Here is a 23,494-nt window from a genome sequence, read left to right on the forward strand (position 1 = left end):
GTGGTAAACGGAGCAGTCTTAGGAGGGTTGACGCAGCAGGAATTGACTAAGGCTGATAAAGAGTAGTGAGATCAGCAACAGCAAGGCGGTCAAGGCATTCACTTCGGGGGAGAGACCTACCTTGATCATCGAATAGATCTTTAAGGGCAGGAGTTCATAGGTCGGGCCACTGACAAAGGCAGAGACCACTACATCATCCAGAGAGAGGGTGAAACTTAACAGCCAGCTAGACAGTAGTGCTGGCAGGGCTAACGGTAAAATAATTTTACGGAGGATAATCCACTCGCCAGCTCCTAGATCACGTGCCGCTTCTAACATCTTACGGTCAAATCCGCACAAGCGACTATAGATTGTGATCGCCACAAAAGGCAAGCAGAAAGTAATATGGGCGCAAAGTAGTGTCCAGAAACCAAGGGATAACCCCAGCAAGCTAAACAGCACTAATAGAGAGATTGCCATGACAATATCGGGTGAGATCATGACAACAAAGAGCAACCCATTGATTAAACGCTTACCACGAAATTGGTAACAGTATAATGCCACGGCGGTTAGCAAGCCCATGAGGGTGGCTAGTGTGGCTGACAACGTCGCCATCACCAAAGAGTTACGGGCTGCTTGGAGTAAACTGTCATGATGTAGCAGTTTTTGATACCAGATGAGACTACTCCCGACCCAGGTAAAGCCATAGGGAGAAGCATTAAAAGAGTTAGCGACCAGTAGGATAATGGGTAAATAGAGGTAGCTATACACGAGCGTGATTAAGCTTACCAGGAGCAGCCGTTTGATCATTCTGGATTCAGGATTTTATGCAGTGGTCGGCTTAGGTGGTGATAGAGCAGAAGCAACAACCCTATCAATAGCGTGAGACTAACGCTAGTGGCCGCACCAAAAGGCCAATCACGAGCATTGAGGAATTGATTTTTAATCACATTCCCAATGAGGAGATGCTTCGCTCCGCCCAACAGATCAGCGACGTAAAATAGGCCCATGGCTGGGAGAAAGACCAATATACAGCCACTCACAATACCGGGAAAGGTTAATGGGAGTACAATACGCATAAATCTCTGCCAGGCATTGGCCCCTAAATCTTCTGCGGCCTCTAAATAGATCCAATCTAGTTTTTCAAGGGTGGCATAGAGCGGTAGGATCATAAAGGGTAGTAGGATATAGATCAGTCCTAAAATGACGGCCAAAGGCGTATACAGGATTTGTAGGGGCTGTTTAACCACCCCCAGGGTCAGTAGTAGGGAGTTCAACACCCCTTTGGTGCCAATCAAGAGTTTAAAGGCATAGAGGCGGACCAGGGAGTTGGTCCAAAAAGGGATTACCACCAGTAGCAATAGACACTGCTGACGTGCTCGCGGTTGTCTGGCGAGAAACAGCGCAAAGGGGTAGCCGATGAGTAAGCAGAATAGGGTGGCGACTGTGGCCATGAATAGGGAGTGCCCCAGGACCGCAATATATAAAGGATCAGCGAGGCGGTGGTAGTTATCCAGCGTGAAGGTAGCCGTGATCAGCTGCTGCTCACCACGGGTGAGGAGGCTGGTGATGACAATCAGTAGGTTAGGGAACAAGACAAATAGGCCCAACCAACCGGTGATCAGGCCGATCACCAGATGACGGAATTTAGGAGAGGGCATCATCGGTCAATACGACCTCCCAGCTTTCCACCCAAGTTACGGCCACTTTTTGGTTCAGAGAGTGGTCAACATTGGGATCATCTTCATTAAAGAATTCGCTGATCCTCACGATTTGACCATTTTCCAGCTCGACCATGGAGTCCAGGGTCATCCCTTTATAGTTGCGTTCCCGAACGTAGCCAATCAGCCCGAGTTGCGGTTGATTATCATGGATCTCAGTGATCCGAAGATCTTCCGGTCGCAGTAACACCTTCAGTTGATGGTGAGCAGAGACTGCTTGGCGGACCAACAAGGTGCATTCATAACCCTGTACGTTAGCACAGATGCGTTCGGCATCGATACGGTAGAGCATCTGGGCATTGAATAGGTTACTTTCGCCAATAAACTGGGCAACAAATAAATTCCGTGGCTCCTCATAAATTTCCCGAGGGCTGCCCTGCTGTTCGATAGTCCCTTCACGCATCACAATCAGACGATCAGCAATGGCTAGCGCCTCTTCTTGATCATGGGTGACCAAAATAAAGGTGATGCCTAATTCACGCTGCCAAGCTTTAAGCTCATTCTGCATTGTTTTACGCAGCTTATGGTCGAGTGCTGAGAGTGACTCATCCAGTAGTAATACCTTCGGGTGGTTGACCACCGCACGGGCAATGGCCACCCGTTGCTGCTGCCCACCCGACAGTTGCTGAGGGTAGCGTTGTGCTAATCCATCCAGCTGTACCATCTTCAAGGCTTGGGTAACGCGACTCTGTAGGCAGTCTGCCGAGGTTTTTTTCATCCGCAAGCCAAAGGCGACATTATCAAAAACAGTCATATGGGGAAACAGTGCATAGCTTTGAAACACGGTGTTGGTATGACGCTGTTCAGCGGGTAGCTGAGTGATATCATGGCCATCTAAGATAATCGTACCCTGATCAGCACGGGTCAAGCCAGCAATCAGCCGTAATACCGTTGTTTTGCCGCAGCCTGACGGGCCTAAAATAGTGAGGAACTCCCCATCTTGAACCTGCAGGTTCAGATCGGAGATAATCCGCTTGCCGGCAAAACTTTTGCAGATCCCCCGCAGTTCGATAATCGGTTTATCAACCGTGTGTTCAGCCATCTCCTTTGAGTGGTCTCCTGTTAGACGCTAAGCTTGGCTGCGCATCATAGAATGGTGCAGCTTAAATTGAAAGCGATCTCTTTTGACCGGGGAGTGTTCTCAAGTCTGTCGAAACTTCAGAGGGGACGACGCCACTTGAAACAGTGGCCACTCAAAAGGAGTGTCCGGCGATTGATGTCGATAAAAAGTTTAATTCGTCATGAAAAACCGGCCCAGATCCCTGAAGCTGGGTTTAGAATCCTTGTTAATAAACCGTCATTGAAAAAAAGATTATGGAGTGTTCCTAGCGAATCCACAGTGTTTTAGGATTGGGATGCGGTTGATTATTTAAACAATATTTCAAGCCGATCACCATCCGAAGTGTAAACCAAATGGCTAATAAAAAATAGAGTATGAAACCGATGACAATCAGTGCCATGATGCAGGATAAACCATATCCAATCAGGCCTAACACAACGCTTCTAAGCAAAAAAAGGTAGTGGCTGGTGCAGCAGTCATCGGCCTTATCTTGATTCAGGTAAACAAACACGACACCAATGAATGGGAAGAGCGGTGACAGCAGACTGCCCAGATATAAGCTATAGACTAACACTAAATTTTTTTTACCGCTTGTAGTGTAGTCTATAATGCGTTGGTCCATAACCTGTTAATCCAGCGGAGTAAAATGGGTTAGTTTTCGACAGTAATTCTCTTAATTCTGGGTCGTACTGGCTGCCAGTTTCAGTAGAAAAGCGGCTACGGTGCGGACCCCGATACCTGTTGCCCCAGTCGCCCACTGTTGAACGCCGATTTTGCGATAGCTGGCGGCACAGTCAATATGTAACCACTTTTGTTGGTAGGGAGTGACAAAATGCGAGAGGAAACCTGCCGCTGTGCTGGCACCCGCAGTATGGGCGCTAGCAGCCACATTACTCAAATCGGCAAAGTGTGAGGGGAGTTGCTGTCGGTGCCTCTCTTCCAGGGGTAGTCTCCAGAAAGATTCACGCTCCTGCAGGGCCGTAGCCAGTAGCAGAGAAGCCAGGTGATCATCGAAACTCAGCAGGGCATGATAATCATCCCCCACTGCTATTTTGGCTGAGCCGGTGAGGGTCGCACAGTCAATGATCACTTGTGGCTGCTGTAAAGAGGCATCAATCAAGCCATCAGCTAGTACCAGCCGACCTTCAGCATCGCTGTCGACTACTTCAACTGTTTTGCCATTGCGATACCGGATCACGTCGCCTAAGGTGTAAGCCTGCCCACTCACTAGATTGTCTGCACAGCAGAGGTAGAGCTTCACCCGTTGCTGCAGGCCACGGGCGGCTGCCAGCGCTAAGGCTCCAGTCACCAACGCCGCGCCACCCATGTCAGCCTTCATCGTTTCCATCGATTTCGACGGTTTTAAGCTATAGCCGCCACTATCAAAAGTGATCCCTTTGCCGACCAAACAGGCGAGCACGGGCGCGTTAGCCTGGCCGGTTGGATTGTAATCGAGGGTGAGCAGCACCGGTTCGCGAGCGGAGCCGCGCCCAACGTTGTAGAGGCCATGATATCCCTGCTGTTTTAACGCCTCTCCCCTGAGGCATTGATACTGTATCGAGGTGGCGGCCACTTGCTGGAGTAGGGCAATAGCCTCTTGGGCTAGTTGTTGCGGTCCTAAGGAGTTTGCAGGTCGATTGATGAGATCTCGGACCCAATCGACAGCGAACTGACGCTGCTGTAGGAGCTGCTGTTGTTCAGGGGCTAAGGGGGGCCATTCAATAGTTTGTTGCTGTTTGGCATCGCGGAAACCCAGCCAGAAGGCCCAACAGGACTCTAGATGCCAATCGGTTCCTGACAGGATCACCGCCTGGATCCCCAGGCTTGCCACGCGCCGGCCAGCCTGCTGGATGACCGAGAGCGGATCGTGAGCAGGCAGATGGATCATCATCCCTTGATGATCGGCACTAAGCAGTGCCTCCGGGCCCCACTGGGCAGGAGCGGGCTGGGAAGTTAGAGCAATTGGCATTCGACTATTTGCCATGGGTTATCTCTCCTGAAGCAGTGTGAAGCTTTCCATTTTGGCCTGTTTGATTAAAGTAACCGATTTTAGCGTTGATTGCAGTTACAATACGGTATTAACCGGCGAGAGCGACGGCTGGTCAACAGCTATTCAGAGCAGAGTATAAACGATGTTACAGTCAATCCGTATTGTTTTGGTGGAGCCCTCCCATCCAGGGAATATAGGAGCGACCGCCCGGGCGATGAAGACCATGGGGCTAGCCTCCCTGCTCTTAGTCAACCCTCAGGTTAGACCAGATGCCCAGAGCATCGCCTTGGCTGCGGGCGCCAGTGATGTGCTCGATACACTCACTATAGTGGATAGCCTCGCCGAGGCGATTGGCGATTGTGGCTTGGTAGTCGGTCTCAGTAACCGGTTACGCACTCTGGCTTGGCCAGCGCTGACGCCACGCCAGGGTGCTGAGGTGGTCTTGCAGGAAGTTCGCCAGTATCCAGTGGCGCTGCTGTTTGGGTGTGAGCGAAACGGGCTTAGTAATGCTGCCTTGCAGCAGTGCCACTATCAGATCACTATCCCAGCGAATCCCGACTATAGCTCGTTGAATGTCGCGATGGCGGTACAGATCATCACCTATGAGCTGTACAGCGCCTATGGTGAGCAGCCAACCCCCGCTGTCGATGACTTGACAGAGTATCCTTCGGTCGCTGCTTTGGACGATTTTTATCGCCATCTCGCACGTGTCTTAGAGAAGATAGGGTTTATACGTCCCCAGGGCTCTGGGCAGGTACTGCCGCAGTGTCGTCGTTTATTCACTCGCGCCCGCTTAGAGGAGGGAGAGCTTCGTTTATGGCGTGGTATTTTAACGGCGATTGAAAAACGGAGTCGTTCGACTTAAGCCAAATCACTATACTTGTAGAAGTTTGAACTTGATGTGACAAACCTCTTGACGAGGTTTAGGTTATCCATTTTGATAGTTGCACACTAAACAACATCAAATTAAGAAGGAGAACCTCAGGCTGTACAGTACTGAAAAACTCATTAAAAATAAAGTTGGGCTACTGAATCTTGCTGAAGAGCTAGGAAATATATCAAAAGCCTGTAAGATCATGGGTTATTCTAGAGAGCCTTTACCAGGAAGCAGTGGCTGAGGGTGGCGTTGAAGCCCTGCTGGATAAGAGTCGTAGGAAACCCAATTTAGCCAATCGAGTTGATCCACTACTTGAAGAGCGAGTGATTGAGTATGCTATCCAGTTCCCGGCCTACGGCCAACTCAGGGCAAGCAATGAGCTTCGTAAGGAAGGTATCTTTGTATCGGCGAGCGGTGTTCGTTCAATTTGGTTACGTCACCAATTATCCAGCAAAAAGCAGCGCTTAACAGCTCTGGAGAGCAAGATGGCTGAAGAAGGGCTCGTGCTGACTAGGGAAGACGGTATCTCACCTGTTCGGTGCCCAATCGCTTCGCTCACGCCGCTCCGCTGCGGCTTCCGGTAGCCCCTGGACAGCTCTCCTCTCCAATATTTTAGCGAACGTATTCATTTGTCTGTAGGAGCAAATCTCATTTGCCACCCTGTAATAAATACGGTATAATACCGTATACAGCATACGTCCGTAAAGTGGTGAAAGTTATGCATACAGTCGCTCGATTTGATCTAACAATGAACGCCGATGAAAAAGAGTTTGTAGCTCGTGCAGCCGCCTTAAAAGGTATAACCATGGCTGCTTTTGTAAGATCAGCAGCCAAAGAAAAGGCTAGGGAACTATTAGCACGAGAGACGCAAGTAACCATGACATCTCAAGATTTTCAAGCATTCACAGCTGCTCTTAATTCAGCATTTATGCCTAATACTGCCCTGCAAAATGCGATAAATCTGGCACACCAGGTGAAACGTGTTTGAGGAACAATTACTTAATCCCGATTATCACGATCGCCGTAACTTTACTTCGGGGATCAGTGAACTTGATGAATATATTCAGCGTTTCGCAGCTCAGCAAAGCAAAAAAAACATTGCTGTGGTACGGGTGTTAGTCGATAGCACAACGCCTCATGTCATACTAGGTTATTACAGTCTGAGCGCAGCTCAGATTGATGTTATGCAGTTAGATGACAAAGCCCGCAAAAAGTTACCGCGGTATCCAATACCCTGTTTTCGAATGGGACGTTTAGCTGTCCACTCAGCTCATCAAGGTCGTGGATTAGGAAGGCTCTTGATTGGTTGTGTCATCGAGCGCTGTCTTGAGGCTAAAAAGCAAGTTGCTGCCTACGCGCTGGTAGTTGATGCAAAAGGAAATCAAGCTAAAAAGTTTTGTGAGCACTATGGATTTATAGCATGTTATGAAAACCCGATGACTTTATACCTTCTGCTCGGCGGATAATTCAAGGATTGGCAGGCCATAGCTCGTTTCTAGGTGGCTACTTCTGCGAGAATTTGGTCTCGACCAAATTTAGCTTGCTGAGGACCTAAAGTAAGCGACAAGCCAGTACCGTATTGACTATTGAGAAGAGCGGTTTATGTTCCAGGGCAGGAGCTCTTTAATGCGGTTGATAGGATGCTCAGCGATCACCGCAAGCACCTGACGCAAGTAGCCCTCCGGCTCAATACCGTTTAATTGGCAGGTTCCGATGATCGTATAGTCAGCGTCGTAAGGTTTCAGTGGTTCTTGGCCCAAAAACAGGAGCAAGCACCTTTTTACGCTTAGTATTAAAACCGTAAAAAAGCCAGGGTTGTTGACGTTTGTTGCCAACCCACCCCCATTGTTCATCCATCTCACCAATCAGTGCCACATCAGCAATAGCTTGCTGTTGACTGCTTACCTGGGCGGGGGCTAATTTTTTTTAAGCGCCGTATGACGGTATTTTTACTAATTCCAAGGACACGACCGGTCTCTCTGACACCAGAACCATTGAATGATCTTGCTACCCTTTAACGGACACAACGAAGAGGAACAAAGCGTATAATTTTTTGTTACTTTTTGAGGTGAAGTTATGAATCAAGGGGAATCAAGGAGCTATGATAAGGAATTCAAGCTGAATGCGGTAAAGCTGTATCACAGCACTGGTAAAACGCTCTGTCAATTGAGCGAGGAATTGGGAGTTCCCAAGAGTACATTGGCAGGGTGGGTCCATCAGCATAACAAGGATGGTGCAGAGGCTTTCCCGGGCAAAGGATACCTGAAAGCGTCTGATGCTGAGCTCAGTCAATTGCGGAAAGAATTGGCGATAGCACGCGAAGAGAGGGATATCCTAAAAAAAGCCTTGGGCATCTTCTCAGTGGCCCGCAAGTAAAATACCAGTTTATGCAAAAGCATGCTGGGGAATTCAGCGTAGAGAGGATGTCCAACGTGTTAGGTGTATCCCGCAGTGGCTATTATCAGTTTATCAAGGCTGAGCCATCCAAGCGCTATTGTGAGGATGAGCGTTTAATATCTGAAATTAAAGAGGTTTATACCATAAGCAACCAAATTTACGGTAGCCCACGTATCCATGCTGAGTTACGAGCTAGAGGTGAGCGCTGTTCACGCAAACGGGTTTGTCGGCTAATGAAAGCAGCCCATATTGCGGCTAAGATGAAAAAACGATTTAAGGTAACCACAATAGTCGATCCAAAGGCCGCAGTGGCGCCTAATTTACTCAAGCAGAAGTTCACAGCCACTCGCCCTGATCAATACTGGGCAGCAGATATTACCTATATTCCGACCCAAGAGGGATGGTTGTATGTTGCTATCGTACTGGACCTGTTCTCTCGTAGTATCGTGGGGATGGATATGCAAGCTCACATGACCACCGAGTTAGTAGCCGCAGCATTACGCCAGGCAATAACACGGAGGAAGCCTGCTGCAGGTCTCATCCACCACTCCGACCGAGGCAGCCAGTATACCAGCAAAGGATTCAAGGCTGTATCGGCGCATCACCAGATAACGCTTAGCATGAGTAGTACGGGCAATTGTTATGACAATGCAGTAGCAGAGAGTTTTTTCCATACCTTAAAAACAGAGCACACCCACTTTGAACGTTTTGAGAGCAGAGAACAAGCCAAATTGAGCATTTTTGAATACGTAGAAGTGTTTTATAACCGACAGAGACGGCACTCAACGCTAGGCTATCTGTCTCCTGTAAATTTTGAAAAAAATTGGTTATCCCAGGTCGCTTAAGGTTTCTCTTCTCTGTGTCTAAAAAAAGGTGGCAAGATCAGAAAGCCATATCCACAAGGCGTTGAGCAGTTCCAGGCTTACGGCCACTGTAGTGGTATTCTACCTGGAAGTACCGTCGACAAGCCCGACAGTGGAAGCGTTGTAATCCATTTGGGGCCCTGCCATTCTTGACTACCCTTTCTTGCCCACAGTAACGACATTTAACCTCTATCACCGCCATCTGAAAACTTCCTTGTTTTGATAGAAATCATAACACATCAGTCAATAGGAGAGATCACCAGAGAAGCATGAAAGTGAGCGTATGGGCCATACCGATAGCCTAATCAATAGCATCCAGGGGCCTCCAACCGATTGTAGCTGATCCTATACCGTTAGGATCTACTCTCACAGCCCTTGAAGCGCTACTCCACGTGGCTCAGTTCAGGGGGCGGAGTTATCCTTGCTCTCCGCTATCAAGAGTGTTACTATCAGTGGGTTTTAAGGTGAGTGGGCTAGATTAGAGATTGGCCCCTCAGATGAATGATGACAAGGGCCTGTTATGTCTCTAACCGCAGAAGATAAAAGTAAGATTATTATTGAGTTTGGGAGTAACGCCAGCGATAGCGGATCAACCGAGGTGCAAGTTGCCTTATTAACTGCGCGTGTAAACCATTTACAAAGCCATTTTTCCGAACACAAAAAGGATCATCACAGCCGCCGAGGGCTGTTGCGTATGGTCTCACAGCGGCGTAAACTACTCGATTATCTCAAAAGTCAATCAGTGGAACGATATACCACGTTGATTAAACGCTTGGGCTTACGACATTGAATGCTGTTGTTGAGAGAAGGGGCCAAATGGCCCCTTTTTTCTAACCGTGACAGTTTTGATTGAGACCAGTTATCCAGTGTGTTATGTAAGCCTAGAAAAATGATGATAGGTATTAGTGACAAAGGAATTTTTTGTGAAAACAATGGTTCAAGAATTTCAATATGGTGAGCATCGAGTCGTTTTAGAGACTGGTGTGGTGGCCCGCCAAGCCACAGGCGCCGTGATGGCTAGTATGGATGACACCACCGTTTTAGTGACCGTAGTGGGTGATAAAAAAGTTAAATCGGGTCAAAAATTTTTACCCTTAACGGTCCATTATCAAGAGCGCGCCTATGCGGCTGGCCGTATACCAGGCAGCTTTTTTCGACGGGAAGGACGCCCTGGCGAGGGGGAGGTGTTAACCTCCCGATTGATCGATCGGCCACTACGCCCGCTGTTCCCCAAGGGTTTTTATCATGAGGTACAGGTCGTCGTGACGGTGCTCTCGGTTAATCCACAGATCAATCCAGATATTATCTCTCTGATAGGGGCCTCTGCGGCACTGACACTCTCCGGCATCCCCTTTAATGGGCCGATTGGGGCGGCACGGGTTGGTTTCGTTGATGGGCAGTATGTGCTGAACCCGTCACCTACCGCGTTAAAAAATAGTGGTTTAGATCTGGTGGTGGTGGGCACACAACAAGCGGTCCTGATGGTGGAATCAGAAGCGGATCAGCTCACGGAAGCTCAGATGCTGGGGGCGGTGCTGTTTGGCCATCAACAGCAACAGGTGGTGATCGATAATATTCAACAGTTAGCCAAGGCCGCTTCGAAACCCCGCTGGGTTTGGCACTCCCCGGTCGTTGATCCTGCCTTGCAGCAGCAGATCACAACCTTAGCTGAAACAGCGATAGGCGACGCCTACCGTTTAGTTGAAAAAACCGAGCGTCAGCAGCGGCTGACTGAGGTTAAAGCTCAGGTAGTGGCGACACTACAAGCACAAGCCGCCATCGATCCTGCAGCAGTGATGCCTGAAGAGCAGGTCATTCTGGAACTGTTCGGGGGTTTAGAGAAGCAGATTGTCCGGGCGCGATTGTTGGCTGGTGAACCACGTATTGATCAGCGTGATCCCCAGACAGTACGGGCTTTGGCCATGAGCGTTGGGGTATTACCCCGCACGCATGGATCGGCCCTGTTTACCCGTGGTGAGACACAGGCCTTGGTGGCAGCAACCTTAGGCACTGAACGGGATGCGCAGAGTGTGGATGAATTAATGGGTGAGCGGAGCGATCCATTCCTGTTGCACTATAACTTTCCCCACTATGCTGTCGGTGAAACCGGGATGGTTGGTTCACCCAAGCGGCGTGAGATTGGCCATGGGCGTTTAGCCAAGCGCGCCTTAGCCGCCGTGATGCCCTCACAAGAGAACTTTCCTTATACGGTACGGGTGGTTGCCGAAATCACTGAGTCGAATGGCTCTTCCTCGATGGCCACGGTCTGTGGGGCCTCACTCGCTCTGATGGACGCGGGCGTGCCGCTGAAAGCGGCGGTGGCCGGGATTGCGATGGGGTTAATCAAAGCCTCCGATCACTGTCTCATCTTATCAGACATTTTGGGTGATGAAGACTATTTGGGGGATATGGATTTCAAAGTGGCCGGCACCACTCAAGGGATCACAGCTCTACAGATGGATATGAAAATTGATGGAATTGATCACGCCATCTTACAAGCCGCTCTACGGCAAGCTAAAGGGGCCCGTCTGCATATTTTACAGGTGATGTCCCAAGCGATAGCCCAGCCACGCTGTGAAATTTCTGACTGGGCGCCCCGCATTCATACGATAAAAATCGACCCTGCCAAAATTCGTGACATCATCGGAAAGGGGGGGGCGGTGATCCGGGCGCTGATTGAAGAGACCGGGGCCTCTATTGATGTTAAGGATGATGGGAGTGTCAAAATAGCGGCAAACAATGGTCAAGCTATTCAACAGGCGATGACCCGGATTAGTGAGCTGACTGCCGAGATTGAAAAAGGGGCCATTTATTCAGGTAAAGTGAGCCGACTGGCTGATTTTGGGGCGTTTGTCATGCTGGCTGGGGGCAAAGAGGGGTTGGTCCATATCTCGCAACTATCGCAGCAACGCGTTGAGAAGGTGACGGATTGTGTTGCTGAAGGACAGCAAGTGCAGGTCAAAGTCTTAGAGGTTGATCGTCAAGGACGCTTGCGCTTAAGTATTAAAGAGGCCTCCCCTGAAGCTTCTTTTGAGGTCGCTGCGGCTGCCACCTTATTGACGGATGATGAGGGTTCTACCGTGTGCTCGAGTGAGGAGACAACTCTCCGTCCCCGCTATCGAGAAAAGGCTTAGGCCATTTTTAAAGTAAACCGAGTCACGTTTGGGGAGCGTGAGAGCTTGCTCGCTCACTTCCCGGAGTGCCTGTGGTTATTATCGATTCAATTAAACTATGCCAGTTCGCATTTTTGATGAACACTAGTTGAAATTATAGCTAGTTGAATAATTTTAAAAGCATTCATGTAGACTGGCCACTATCTCTGTATTGGGGCTATATAATATGTCAGACACTGACACACAAATTGATGTTACTTTTGCTGAATTAGGGTTACCAGCCTCTATTTTGGCGGCTTTAGAGTATGACAAACCGACACCGATTCAAAAAGCCTGTATCCCAGCGCTGTTATCTGGCAGAGATGTCTTAGGTATGGCGCAGACCGGGAGTGGCAAAACGGCTGCTTTTGCGCTGCCGTTATTGAGTCGCATTAAAGCTGATCTGGCTTGTCCGCAACTGTTGGTCTTAGCACCGACCAGGGAATTGGCAGTTCAGGTAGCAAAAGCCTGTAAGGAATATGCTCAGAAGATGCCAGGCATTAAGGTTCTGGCGATCTATGGTGGGCAGCGTTATGATCTGCAACTTCAGGCCCTACGACAGGGTCCGCAAGTCGTGGTGGGAACGCCTGGACGTCTGTTGGACCATCTGCGTCGGGGTAAGCTAGATCTAACCCATTTGCAGGGGCTAGTGCTGGATGAGGCGGATGAGATGTTGCGCATGGGGTTTATCGATGATGTTGAAACCATCATGGCGGAACTCCCTAAAGGACACCAAACCGCGCTATTTTCAGCCACCATGCCAGAAGCCATTCGGCGTATTACCCGCCGCTTTATGCGCGATCCTGAAGTCGTTCATATTCAATCGCATGTACGGACAGCACCTGAAATTACCCAACACTACTGGCTGGTCTATGGCTTACGTAAAAGCGAAGCGTTAGTCCGCTTTTTAGAAGCAGAACCTTTTGATGCTGCCCTGATTTTTGTTAAAACTAAAAACGCCACTGTAGAGGTAGCGGAACGGTTAGAGCAGAGTGGACTGCGTTGTGCTGCTTTAAATGGGGATATGAATCAATCCTTGCGCGAGCAGACACTAGAGCGGCTAAAAGATGGTCGGCTGGATATTTTAATTGCCACCGATGTGGCGGCACGTGGCTTGGATGTCGAGCGGATTAGCCTGGTGGTTAACTATGATATCCCGATGGATTGTGAATCTTATGTCCACCGGATTGGTCGGACTGGCCGTGCTGGACGGTCAGGGCGGGCGTTACTGTTTGTCGATCAGCGTGAGCGGCGCCTATTGGGTAACATTGAGCGTACCTTACGGTTAACGATTACTCCGGTTGAGTTGCCGAGTAACCAGCAGGTGGCGGCGCAGCGTCTCAGCAAGTTTGCGACGCAAGTGAGCCAGCAGTTGGAGAGTCACGATCTAGAGCAGTATCGCGGTTTACTGTTGAAATTAGGGGCTGGCGAAGAGCAAGATCTAGAGAGTTTGGCAGCAGCACTGCTGAAGATTGCGCAGGGCGATCGGCCGTTAATCTTGCCACCAGAAGTAGCCTATGAACAGCGTACTACTGCGACCCGCGGGTTGCGTGAACGTGATGCTGAGCGTTTCCCACGGGAGCGCCGCGCTGGTGGCGATCGAGATCGCGCCCGAAGTCATGCTGATATGATGCTGTATCGTATTGAGGTCGGGCGAGATGATGGGGTTGAGGTACGGCATATTGTCGGTGCTATTGCCAATGAAGGCGATTTCAGCAGCCGGAACATTGGTAATATTAAACTCTTCCCCGCCCACTCAACGGTTGAGTTGCCTAAAGGGCTCTCCAGTGATCTGATTAACCACTTTGCACGGACACGTATCTTGAATAAACCGATGCGTTTGCAGCTGATTGGAGAGACCTCACCCACGGCACCACGGCGTGAACGCTTTGAACGTAGCAATACGGGACGAGCTGGTGAGCGCTCGAGTCGTCAAGAGTATCGCCCGGCAAAACGGTTTCGTACGGCAGTCGATTTCAATCAGCCTTGATGACAATCGACAGTAGATAATCGATAGGTAATCTCTCAGCTGGTAGCTCTGGGCGGTTGCTCAGGTTTTTCCAGGATGTTCGGGCGTAGGATTAATCCTACGCCCTTTCTGCTTTATCATAGCACCATTATTCATCAACGCAGTCGCTTTCCCAGTGCCCCCGCCTGATCCCGAGCCTTTTAAACCTAAGACAGCCTTATAGCCATGATGTTGCCCTGCCTAAATTATATTGACAAGTAATCAATAAGTTAATAGATTGTATCTATTCGATGGCTTAGCTGATAAGTCACTGCTCTGTTCTGCAGTTCTCTGCTGGATGGCTATTGTCTAATTTGCTGAATATCGAGGATTATCCAGTCTATCTAAGGAATTGGTTATGGAAATTGTTAAAAAAGATAGTTTAAAAGGTAAAATAGTCTCCGATTTCAGTCTGTATAAGGAATTTATCATGGAAGTCATTAAAAAAAATGGTTCGAAGCTCAGTAACTGGTTCATAGACGTGACCAATAATTTTTTTGGAGGGATAGGGGAGCGCTTCGGGAATCGCAAATTTGAATGCTTGAAAACTATCAAAGAGGATCACCACTTACTGTGGTTAGGGAAACAAACCGTTACGGTTGCCTGGGATGTCGGTCGCTGTCTCTATGATGTGTTTGCTCTTCCTTCAACAATGCTGATGAAAGGCTGGATGGAGTTGAAAAACTACACACCGGACGATCCAGGCCCATGGCGCACTGCTAGCAAGAGTAGTCTGATGTGGAAGATAGGCGAGTTGCTGGCTGATGTTGGCGCTGTGGTCTGGGATAGCCTGTTATTGATGAAGTGTTCAGTCGTCACTACAGCCAAATTAGTGGGCCATCTAGGAAACGGGGTTGAGACACTCTTACACGCCTTTTCTGATAGAAAGAGTACCGAGGCTGCGGTGCCTTCTGGTCCCTCCGATCTCCAGAAAAGCTCATCCGATCACCAGAATACTAACCACTTAGCACACGATATGGCAACCACTCCAAAAGGGCTGGCTGGCGTTACCTCACCAGGGCAAACAAGCATGGGACCAATCATCGATAAAAATAGCAATCCATTACAGTTATTACGTGCTGCAGCTAGCGCCTGAGGGTGACTAACACACTGCCGATATTGCTCGGTTTTAATAAAAATCTCTAAGAGTCTGTGAGGGTTTTATCGGGAGTGACGCTTCAGCAGCGACAGAGCAAATAGTAGGGTGGCCATCAGTACAATGGAGGGGCCAGCAGGGGTGTCGTAGTACCAGGAGAGCAGCAGTCCGCTGTTGACCGACAAGGCACCCACTAACGTGGCAATTGCTGCCATTGCTTCAGGGGTGTGAGCATAGCGGCGGGCGGCGGCGGCTGGAATAATTAACAACGAGGTGATTAACAAGGCCCCGACAAATTTTATGGCTAATGCAATGGTCAGGGCGGTGATCAGCATCAGTAACAACCGCCCTCGATAGACAGCGATCCCTTCTACTTGTGCTAGTTCAGCGTTGACAGTAATCGCCAGCAGCGCATTCCATTGCCAGAGCAGTAATCCTAAAACAGTAGCGACCCCTGGAACAATCCAAGCGAGATCGGCTAAGATCACCGCTAACAGATCCCCAAACAGATAGCTATTCAGCTCAACCCGTCCATTGGCAATAAAGCTCAGTAGCACCAGTCCGAGTGAAAAGCTGCTGGGGGCTACAATCCCCAAAAGCGTATCTAAAGAGAGCTGGCGCGGTGTTTCTAACCACACCAGCCCTAAAGCTAAGAGCAGGGTGGTCGCCAGCACCATCAGATAGGGATTGACCGTACAGAGCAGGCCGAGCACTAGACCTAACAGGGCGGCATGGGCTAAGGCATCTCCAAAATAAGCCATGCGCCGCCAGATCACAAAGGCACCTAGGGGGCCGGTGGCCAAGGAGAGTAGGGTGCCCGCCAGTGCTGGTGGTAGTAGTAGATCAATCATGGTGACAATGGTTCGTATGCTGCCAATGTTGATGACGGTAGAAGGCCAGTTGTTGGGTCTCCTCTGGGCAGCCAAACATGGCCAAAAAGGCGGGATGATTGGAGACCATTTTGGGGGTACCAAAGCAACAAATATGTTTATTCAGACAGATCACCTCATCGGTTTTTGCCATGACGAGATGCAGATCATGCGACACTAGCAAGATCCCACAACCGAGTTCATCCCGTAACTGCTGGATTAAATCATATAACGCCAGCTGCCCTAAAATATCGACCCCTTGGGTTGGCTCATCAAGCACCAGCAGCTGGGGTTGGCTTAATAGTGCGCGTGCCAGCAAAACCCGTTGCAACTCACCGCCGGAGAGTTGATGTAGGGTCTGCTCCAAGAGATGATCAGCCTTCACTCGGAGGAGTGCCGGCAGCAGCTGTTGAGGATCTGTTCCCGGTTTGAGCTGCAAAAAACGTTTCACAGTTAAGGGAAGGGTCGCATCGAGCTGTAATCTCTGCGGCATATAGCCGATACGCAGTCCCGCTTGGCGTTCTATGGAGCCGTGGCTTGGGGCCAGGAGGTTGAGAATGAGACGCACCAACGTGGTTTTACCGGCTCCATTAGGTCCTAGCAGGGTCATAATCTGTCCTGATTGCAGTTGCAAGGAGATCTCTGACAAAATTAAGGTGCTATCGAACTCAACGCTAACATCTCGTAGGGTCATCATGGTGCTCATGGTTAGCCATCAATCGATAGTCGTGGTACAGTAGGGTTTTTTTCAGAACGTGCTGATCTATTCACAGAGTTTTACAGTGTCCAAGATGATGGTCGATACCTTACAGTATAGAAAATGGGGGCTGTTGTTGGCACCCTGCTACCCTATGAAGAGGCGGTTATTGCCCTCCTTCATGTTCATGCTATTGGCGCTATTCTCTAGCGCCGCCAGGGCAACCGTGCTCACCTCAATTCGACCGCTGGCTTTCATTGCCGCGGCTATCGCTGAGGGCATCATGCCGGTTGACGTGCTAGTGCCGCCGACTCTTTCACCGCATGATTATAACCTGCGCCCTTCTGATTTGCGACGGCTACGTGCTGCCGAACTGATTGTCTGGGTTGGCCCGGAGTTAGAAAGCTTTTTGAGTAAGCCTTTGCAAGCGCTGACAGTCCCACAGCTCCTGTTGAGTCAGGTGACTGCTATCAGACCGTTGCTCAGGGTTGACAAGGGTATCACGGAAACAGATCAGATAGAGGGTGATCAAGGCTCCCACACCGCTGCCGAGCGCGTGGTGCCCTGTTGTACGCACCAGGCCTATGATGTCCATATCTGGTTATCCCCGGTGGTGGCACGGCAGATAGCGCGGCAGATCCAAACGACCTTGTTAGAGGCGTATCCGCAGCACCGTTCACGCTTGGAAGCTAATCTCATCCATTTTGAGCAGCAGCTGATCCAGGTTGAGCAGGCCATTCGCAGTCAGTTGGCGCCACTACGTCAGCGGGGCTATTTTGTCTTTCATGATGCCTACCGCTATTTTGAGTCCTATTTTGGATTACAGCAACGCGGGTACTTTACCATCAATCCGGTGCTGGCACCCGGTGCCCAGCGTTTACAACAGATTCGTCATCAGTTACAGCAACCTGGGGTGATCTGTCTGTTTACTGAGCCCCAATTTAAACCTAGAATTATCGAGAGCATTGCTCGCGGGACGCGGGCTAGATTAGGGATCTTAGATCCTTTAGGCTCAGAGATCCCGGTGACCCCGGGGAGTTACCGGCACTTTTTAATGCAATTGGCCCAGCAGTTTGCGGATGGTCTACAAGATTAACCGAGGATGAGGATAATTTAGTGCGGAAAGAGATGCCGGTACCGGTACGTGTTCTCTCCTATCGAATCCACTCACTCCCACGGGGTTACCGGATTTGGCTGCTGTCATTATCCCTAATCACGATAGCGATTGTTTGCTGGAAGCCTGTGGCAGATTACGGGCTGCTGCGTTCGAAAGAGAGCACCTTAGAGGCAGAATTATTACCACAAGATAGTGAGCCGCTTGATCAGCTCTTGTTAGAGGACTCTCCTCTCCCATCACCAGCAGATGAGCTCGATCAAAAAATTGAACCGGTCACCGGTGCTTATGAGCACTGGATAACCAAAGGAGATACCTTAGAGGGAATTTTAAATCAGTATGGGGTTGAGTTAGCAGAGATCACCCGGTTAGCAAAACAGCATCCAGCACTGCGCTACCTGCATATAGGTCAACGGTTGCGCTGGCATTTGGATGAACAGCGACAGCTACAGAGGTTACGGTGGCAGCTATCACAGCGTGAGGTACGTTACTACCAGCGGGTAGGTGATCGGTTTACTGAACAGCGAGAGCAATTAACGGGTCTTTGGCAGCAGCAGCAAATTTCTGGAACCATTGCAACTAATTTTGCCAACAGTGCTCGCGAGGCAGGGTTGACTCAGCAAGAGATCCAGGAGGTCACCAAAGCTTTTCAATGGCAGTTTAATTTCCGTCAATTGCGGCCGGGGGATCAATTTGAGCTACTGCTGTCGCGAGAGTTTTTAGAGGGCAAAAAGGCCCAAAGTCAATTGCTGGCAGCCCGTTTTCGCTTAAGTAAACGGGCGTTTTATGCCATCCGGGGCGAGGATGGCTGCTTTTATGATCAGGCAGGTCTTGGGTTGGCCAAAGGGTTTTTACGCTTACCGACGTTAACTCGCTATCCTGTCTCCTCAGCTTTCAACCCAAAACGACGGCATCCGATTACCAGTCGACTAGCCCCTCATAATGGCGTTGATTTTGCTATGCCGTCGGGCACGCCAGTGGTGACAGTAGGTGATGGCGAGGTGGTGCAGAGCGGCTACAGCCCGACGGCAGGCCACTATCTGGTGCTTCGTCATGGACGCCAGTATATTACGCGTTATTTCCATTTGCAGCAGCGCTTAGTCGCTGTCGGTCAGCGGGTGAAACGGGGTGAGAGAATTGCCTTATCGGGGAATAGCGGCCGTTCTACTGGTCCCCATTTACACTTTGAATTCCATATTAATCAGCGTCCAGTCAATCCACTGACGGCACGATTACCCGCCGCTGAAGAGTTGATGGGTAGAGAGCGTCAACTATTTTTAGCTAAGGCACAGGATGTCTTACGATACTTTCCTTAAACCCCCAGGAATTGAACCGATGGTCTACGGGAACGCCGAACGGCCTGCCGTTGATGAATGAATAAAATCACCTCAGCGACGCTATGGATAGGTAACCTATAAAACCTTCCCGATCGCCCGCGACCGTCACTAGGGCTGCCTTTAAGTGCCGTTTTCTCTACCCCCGCTATTGGGGACATTGGCTGTTGTTGCTAGTGCTTGGGCTACTTGCTTGGGTACCGCCCCGCTGGCGGGATCCCCTGATAGGTGCTTGTGGACGTTGCCTTGGGCGCTGGTATCGCCGTCCACGCCAACGCGCTACGGTCAATCTACGTTACTGTTTTCCGCAGTGGTCGGAGTTTCAGCGTGAGCAGGTGCTAGACCAGATGTTTAGCACCGCTGCACAGGTGATGGTGGCTGTTGCCGAATTAGGGGTACGCAGCCCTGGTTATCTGCTATCGCGCATCCGTATTAGCGGCCGCGAGCATCTAGAGCAGGCACGGCAGCAGGGCCGCCCGCTGATTTTTATGGTCCCCCATGGCTGGGGCATCGATGTTGCTGCAGTCACCCTCGCTGCTGCTGGCTTGCCGATGGCAGCGATGTTCAAACCACATCCAGATCCTTTGGTCGATTGGTTGTGGAACCGTATCCGCTTACGCTTTGGTGGTCGTTTACATCCTCGGCAGCAGGGACTGAAGCCATTTATTCAGTCGGTGCGTAGCGGGTATATCGGCTACTATCTCCCGGATCAAGATCATGGGGCAGAGAAAAGCGAATTTGTCGAGTTTTTTGCCACCTATAAGGCCACCTTACCCCTCCTGATTCCATTAGCCAAAGCCTGTCGTGCCAGCGTGATTCCACTATTTCCAGTGTATAAAGCAGCCGAGGGACTTTTTGAACTAGAGCTGCGGCCAGCACTAGAAGAGCCTCTGGATTTAGAGCCTGTTGCGGCGGCGAGACGGATGAATCAAGAGATTGAAGCGTTGGTCATGCCGCATCCTGAGCAATATTTATGGGTGTTAAAGCTGCTTAAAACCCGCAAGCTTGGCGATCCAGCCCTGTATCGCTGAGAAACCTGCTTCCAGGGCATGACATCGGATGTCACGAGAATGATGCTAACGCATGACGCTGCTTAAAAACCTATTCAGGTGCGATGGGTAGGCTGGCTATCTTACTTACAGCACCTGCAAGATCCGACAGGTATTGGTGCTTCCCACCACCCCCATGGTATCTCCTTGGGTGACGAGTACTAACGATCCAGGGGTTAAAAAGTGGCGCTCTTTAAGAATTTGGATAGCATCCTGGATAGCCCCGATGCCTTCTCGCGGACTATCAAACTGTATGGGGGTGACACCACGATAGAGGGTGGCTAAATTCAAGGTTGCTGGATGACGTGATAAGGCGAAAATCGGTAGCCCTGAGCTGATGCGTGACATCATTAAAGCTGTTCGACCCGATTCGGTCATCGCAATGATAGCGGCCACCCCTTGCAGGTGGTTGGCAGCGTACATTGTAGACATGGCGACCGTCTCTTCAATCGTCATAAAGCTGCGATGCATCCGATGGTGTGACACGGTCACACTTGGCATCGCTTCGGCCCCTAGACAGATCTCAGCCATTGCCACCACGGTCTCTACCGGATATTGCCCAGTGGCTGTTTCTGCAGAGAGCATCACGGCGTCGGTTCCATCTAACACAGCATTGGCAACATCCATTACCTCAGCCCGAGTGGGGAGCGGTTGGTTAATCATCGATTCCATCATCTGGGTGGCGGTGATCACCACCCGATCCAGTGCGCGTGCCCGACTGATCAATTTTTTTTGTACCCCAACCAAGGCGGCATCGCCGATTTCAACCCCTAAGTCGCCCCGGGCGACCATAATCGCTTCCGCCGCTAAGATGATCGCATCAAGGGCCTGATCACTGGCCACCACCTCAGCACGTTCTACCTTCGCCACCAGTTGTGCATGACAGCCCGCCGCCAGCGCCAGCTGGCGCGCGTTGTCCAGATCCTGCGCACACCGTGGAAAAGAGACTGCTAGATAATCAACACCAATACTCGCTGCCAAAATAATATCAGCGCGATCTTTCTCCGTTAAAGCTTCTGCAGATAATCCGCCGCCTAGTTTATTAATGCCTTTACTATTGGAGAGCACCCCACCGACCGTGACTTCAGTGAATATCTCTTGGGTGTTAACTTTGAGTACTTTCAGCTGAATCCGACCATCATCTAATAGTAAAATATCGCCACTGATCACATCCTGGGGCAAGTTTTTATAATCAATCCCGACCCGTTGCTGATCCCCTTGATCAGCGGCTAGTTTGGCATCTAACACGAAGGGCGCCCCTACCTGCAACCTGACTTGGCCTGCTGTAAATTGTGCAATGCGGATTTTCGGACCTTGTAAATCGCCTAATAGGGCAACCTGGGTACCTAATTTTGCGGCAATGTCGCGTACCTGTCTGGCACGCAGCCGGTGTGCTTCCGCGCTCCCATGCGAAAAATTGAGACGGGCAACGTTAGCGCCTGCAGCAATAATTTGTTCTAGCCGAGTGCTATGATCGGTGGCTGGGCCTAAAGTAATTACAATTTTTGTTCTTCGCAGCCTGTTAGACATGGATTAACTCCTATGCGGCGAAATTAAGGGGGTAGCCTCACAGTATTGAGTTGGCTACGGGCGATCAAGAGGACTTTTCACGGTATCATAGCCATACGCGGGAATTAAAACTCCCTTTGAATGGCTGCTCACAGCATATCACAGTCACTAAGGGTAAAGGAGTCTCCACGCTATGGCCAATCCCCTGTATGGGCGAAACCTGATCACCATTGAATCATTGAGTCGTCAGGAACTTGAGCTTATTTTAACCCTGACCGCACGCTGTAAAGCGCAACCGACACCACCCTATTTAAAAGGTCGTATTGTCGCTAGCTGCTTTTTTGAAGCCTCTACCCGAACTCGACTCTCATTTGAAGCTGCCGTACACCGCTTGGGGGGCTCAGTCATCGGCTTTGCCGACGGTCAACAGAGCTCGTCTCAACAAAAAGGGGAGTCACTTAGCGACACTATCCGAATCATTAGTGGCTATGCCGATGCTTTAGTGTTGCGCCATCCACAGGCCCTCGCTGCCCAGCAGGCAGTAGAAGCTGCTGCCGGGATCCCAGTGATCAATGCCGGTGACGGTGCCCATCAACATCCGACTCAGGCATTGCTTGATCTGTTCACTATTCAAGAGACACAGGGGCGTCTAGAGGACCTCAACATTGCGCTAGTTGGCGATCTTAAGTATGGACGTACGGTACACTCATTAGTTCAAGTGATCATGCCTTTTAAAGGCAACCATCTATTTTTGATAGCGCCGGAGGCCTTGATGCTACCAGGACCGCTGTTACAGCAGCTGCAACAACGCGGGGTGCCTTATAGTGTGCATCAACAGCTGCACGCAGTCCTGCCGCAGTGTGATATCCTTTATATGACACGGTTACAACAAGAGCGTTTTCAAACGACAACCGAACGGGTGACAGCGCCGTGCATCTTAACCCTAGCTGATTTGCAGACAGCACGAATGAATTTGAAAGTCTTACACCCGCTGCCACGGGTAGGTGAAATTGCAACAGACGTAGACCACTCGCCTTATGCCTACTATTTTCAACAGGCTAGGAATGGGTTATATACGCGTCAAGCCCTATTAGCTTTATTACTGAGCCATGATCCGCACTAGCCAAAAAACAGCAAATAAAGCTGCGGGAACTCCTCTAGTTGAATGATAGCTTGCGTCGTGTAAAGCCTCGTTTTGGGAGTGTGGACTAAGACAGCTCATGAAGAGAGAGCCGCTTAGCGCACCACTGAACTTTGGACTGCTAACTGAGGCGTAGGAAATCCAGGTGTTGTAACTTAGGTTTGAAGGGATGACGCTGCACCGCTTGAACCTTGACTAGGAGCGCTTCTCCCTCCAGCATCAGGGATAAGGAGGCGTTGTAAAATCCCGCTTTGCACTCGGCGTGATTGATCTCGTCTTGATTGAATTTAATCGATAGCGGTGGCTGTTCACCACCATAGACCACGGCAGGGACCCAATTGCCTCGACGTAAGCGACGACTGGCGCCTTTACCCAATTCAGTACGTGGTTCAGTATTCAAGGTCAACATAGCTTTTCTCACCATTCAAAGTTAGTTATCAAAGGATTGGACATTTTGTTCCGATCTCCTTCATTAAAAAAAGGCGCAGCAAATTCTAACGGATAGCCTCTCATACCGCAATCAGCAGTCACCTCCGCGATCCTCATCAGGTTTTTGAGCGGTAGTGAAGAAGATCATCAGGGCCTACGCATGAAAAAATGCTAAACTATCTTCCAATGACAGATAGGGGATTGGGGCT

21 protein-coding genes and 4 pseudogenes are annotated in these 23,494 nt (G+C 50.1%); 13 read left to right on the top strand and 12 right to left on the bottom strand.

Annotated elements, in window-relative coordinates:
- Positions 1 to 18: 18 nt before the first annotated feature.
- The 5 genes from potC to pepB all read right to left on the bottom strand — a co-directional run bounded on the left by potC (position 19) and on the right by pepB (position 4,744).
- On the bottom strand, positions 19 to 789 hold the full coding sequence (gene potC / locus NL324_RS05735; RefSeq protein ID WP_253306691.1) for a spermidine/putrescine ABC transporter permease PotC: 771 nt from the start codon (positions 787 to 789) through the stop codon (positions 19 to 21).
- Positions 786 to 1,640 (bottom strand): spermidine/putrescine ABC transporter permease PotB, encoded by an 855-nt coding sequence (gene potB, locus NL324_RS05740; RefSeq protein ID WP_436298258.1) that lies wholly within the window; start codon positions 1,638 to 1,640, stop codon positions 786 to 788. Before potB ends, potC begins: the two co-directional genes overlap by 4 nt.
- Positions 1,627 to 2,742 (bottom strand): spermidine/putrescine ABC transporter ATP-binding protein PotA, encoded by a 1,116-nt coding sequence (potA, locus tag NL324_RS05745; protein ID WP_253306693.1) that lies wholly within the window; start codon positions 2,740 to 2,742, stop codon positions 1,627 to 1,629. The genes potB and potA overlap by 14 nt, the downstream gene beginning before the upstream one ends.
- Positions 2,743 to 3,025: 283 nt before the next feature.
- Positions 3,026 to 3,382: a DUF4870 family protein gene (locus NL324_RS05750; RefSeq protein ID WP_253306694.1), complete on the bottom strand. Its 357-nt coding sequence runs from the start codon at positions 3,380 to 3,382 to the stop codon at positions 3,026 to 3,028.
- A gap of 51 nt (positions 3,383 to 3,433) precedes the next feature.
- Positions 3,434 to 4,744 (bottom strand): aminopeptidase PepB, encoded by a 1,311-nt coding sequence (gene pepB, locus NL324_RS05755; RefSeq protein ID WP_253306695.1) that lies wholly within the window; start codon positions 4,742 to 4,744, stop codon positions 3,434 to 3,436.
- 148 nt (positions 4,745 to 4,892) lie between these two features.
- Here pepB and trmJ point away from each other — a divergent pair, with 148 nt between their 5' ends.
- The 4 genes and pseudogenes from trmJ (at position 4,893) to NL324_RS05775 (ending at position 7,093) form a co-directional block, all read left to right on the top strand.
- A complete protein-coding gene (gene trmJ, locus NL324_RS05760; RefSeq protein WP_253306696.1) occupies positions 4,893 to 5,615 on the top strand; it encodes a tRNA (cytosine(32)/uridine(32)-2'-O)-methyltransferase TrmJ in 723 nt (240 codons plus the stop codon).
- 121 nt (positions 5,616 to 5,736) lie between these two features.
- Positions 5,737 to 6,139: pseudogene (locus NL324_RS05765) on the top strand (helix-turn-helix domain-containing protein); the annotation flags it as partial.
- Between the two features lie 206 nt (positions 6,140 to 6,345).
- Entirely contained in the window at positions 6,346 to 6,615 is a 270-nt protein-coding gene (locus NL324_RS05770; protein WP_253306697.1) for a type II toxin-antitoxin system TacA family antitoxin, read from the top strand.
- Positions 6,608 to 7,093 (top strand): GNAT family N-acetyltransferase, encoded by a 486-nt coding sequence (locus NL324_RS05775; protein WP_253306698.1) that lies wholly within the window; start codon positions 6,608 to 6,610, stop codon positions 7,091 to 7,093. The genes NL324_RS05770 and NL324_RS05775 overlap by 8 nt, the downstream gene beginning before the upstream one ends.
- A 117-nt stretch (positions 7,094 to 7,210) precedes the next feature.
- Here the strand turns inward: NL324_RS05775 and NL324_RS05780 are convergent.
- Together NL324_RS05780 and NL324_RS08410 are read right to left on the bottom strand one after the other, a co-directional pair.
- Positions 7,211 to 7,357, bottom strand: a pseudogene (locus NL324_RS05780) (transposase domain-containing protein); the annotation flags it as partial.
- A pseudogene (locus NL324_RS08410) lies at positions 7,356 to 7,638 on the bottom strand (IS1 family transposase); the annotation flags it as partial. The pseudogenes NL324_RS08410 and NL324_RS05780, both read right to left, overlap by 2 nt.
- 65 nt (positions 7,639 to 7,703) lie before the next feature.
- Here NL324_RS08410 and NL324_RS05790 point away from each other — a divergent pair.
- Positions 7,704 to 8,869, top strand: a pseudogene (locus tag NL324_RS05790) (IS3 family transposase).
- A gap of 37 nt (positions 8,870 to 8,906) precedes the next feature.
- Here the strand turns inward: NL324_RS05790 and NL324_RS08360 are convergent.
- Complete coding sequence (locus tag NL324_RS08360; protein WP_366516344.1) at positions 8,907 to 9,089, bottom strand: IS1/IS1595 family N-terminal zinc-binding domain-containing protein; 183 nt, start codon at positions 9,087 to 9,089, stop codon at positions 8,907 to 8,909.
- Between the two features lie 318 nt (positions 9,090 to 9,407).
- Here NL324_RS08360 and rpsO point away from each other — a divergent pair, with 318 nt between their 5' ends.
- From rpsO to NL324_RS05810, 4 genes are all read left to right on the top strand, one after another.
- On the top strand, positions 9,408 to 9,677 hold the full coding sequence (rpsO, locus tag NL324_RS05795; protein WP_253306699.1) for a 30S ribosomal protein S15: 270 nt from the start codon (positions 9,408 to 9,410) through the stop codon (positions 9,675 to 9,677).
- A 142-nt stretch (positions 9,678 to 9,819) separates the two neighbouring features.
- Positions 9,820 to 12,021 (top strand): polyribonucleotide nucleotidyltransferase, encoded by a 2,202-nt coding sequence (gene pnp, locus NL324_RS05800; RefSeq protein WP_253307141.1) that lies wholly within the window; start codon positions 9,820 to 9,822, stop codon positions 12,019 to 12,021.
- A 205-nt stretch (positions 12,022 to 12,226) separates the two neighbouring features.
- A complete protein-coding gene (locus NL324_RS05805; RefSeq protein ID WP_301282761.1) occupies positions 12,227 to 14,029 on the top strand; it encodes a DEAD/DEAH box helicase in 1,803 nt (600 codons plus the stop codon).
- Between the two features lie 376 nt (positions 14,030 to 14,405).
- A complete protein-coding gene (locus NL324_RS05810) occupies positions 14,406 to 15,143 on the top strand; it encodes a hypothetical protein (RefSeq protein ID WP_253306700.1) in 738 nt (245 codons plus the stop codon).
- Positions 15,144 to 15,208: 65 nt separating this feature from the next.
- Here NL324_RS05810 and znuB read toward each other — a convergent pair whose 3' ends face one another.
- Positions 15,209 to 15,994, bottom strand: coding sequence for a zinc ABC transporter permease subunit ZnuB (znuB, locus tag NL324_RS05815; protein WP_253306701.1), 786 nt, complete (start codon positions 15,992 to 15,994; stop codon positions 15,209 to 15,211).
- Entirely contained in the window at positions 15,987 to 16,718 is a 732-nt protein-coding gene (gene znuC / locus NL324_RS05820; protein WP_253306702.1) for a zinc ABC transporter ATP-binding protein ZnuC, read from the bottom strand. The genes znuB and znuC overlap by 8 nt, the downstream gene beginning before the upstream one ends.
- A gap of 145 nt (positions 16,719 to 16,863) precedes the next feature.
- Here znuC and znuA point away from each other — a divergent pair, with 145 nt between their 5' ends.
- The 3 genes from znuA (at position 16,864) to lpxM (ending at position 20,188) form a co-directional block, all read left to right on the top strand.
- A complete protein-coding gene (gene znuA / locus NL324_RS05825) occupies positions 16,864 to 17,805 on the top strand; it encodes a zinc ABC transporter substrate-binding protein ZnuA (protein ID WP_436298259.1) in 942 nt (313 codons plus the stop codon).
- Between the two features lie 32 nt (positions 17,806 to 17,837).
- Positions 17,838 to 19,139 (top strand): murein DD-endopeptidase MepM, encoded by a 1,302-nt coding sequence (gene mepM / locus NL324_RS05830; protein WP_253307142.1) that lies wholly within the window; start codon positions 17,838 to 17,840, stop codon positions 19,137 to 19,139.
- Positions 19,140 to 19,333: 194 nt separating this feature from the next.
- On the top strand, positions 19,334 to 20,188 hold the full coding sequence (lpxM, locus tag NL324_RS05835) for a lauroyl-Kdo(2)-lipid IV(A) myristoyltransferase (RefSeq protein ID WP_253306704.1): 855 nt from the start codon (positions 19,334 to 19,336) through the stop codon (positions 20,186 to 20,188).
- A gap of 105 nt (positions 20,189 to 20,293) precedes the next feature.
- On the opposite strand, the gene pyk is transcribed toward lpxM, so the two are convergent.
- Positions 20,294 to 21,736 carry a pyruvate kinase gene (pyk, locus tag NL324_RS05840; RefSeq protein ID WP_253306705.1) on the bottom strand — a complete coding sequence of 481 codons (1,443 nt, stop codon included), beginning with the start codon at positions 21,734 to 21,736 and terminating at the stop codon, positions 20,294 to 20,296.
- A gap of 172 nt (positions 21,737 to 21,908) precedes the next feature.
- Here pyk and pyrB point away from each other — a divergent pair, with 172 nt between their 5' ends.
- A complete protein-coding gene (gene pyrB / locus NL324_RS05845; RefSeq protein WP_253306706.1) occupies positions 21,909 to 22,838 on the top strand; it encodes an aspartate carbamoyltransferase in 930 nt (309 codons plus the stop codon).
- 139 nt (positions 22,839 to 22,977) lie between these two features.
- Here pyrB and rplY read toward each other — a convergent pair whose 3' ends face one another.
- The gene (rplY, locus tag NL324_RS05850; RefSeq protein ID WP_253306707.1) at positions 22,978 to 23,265 is read right to left on the bottom strand and encodes a 50S ribosomal protein L25; all 288 of its coding nucleotides are present in this window, start codon (positions 23,263 to 23,265) and stop codon (positions 22,978 to 22,980) included.
- Positions 23,266 to 23,494: the final 229 nt, after the last annotated feature.

This window comes from unidentified bacterial endosymbiont (assembly GCF_918320885.1).
Taxonomy (GTDB): domain Bacteria; phylum Pseudomonadota; class Gammaproteobacteria; order Enterobacterales.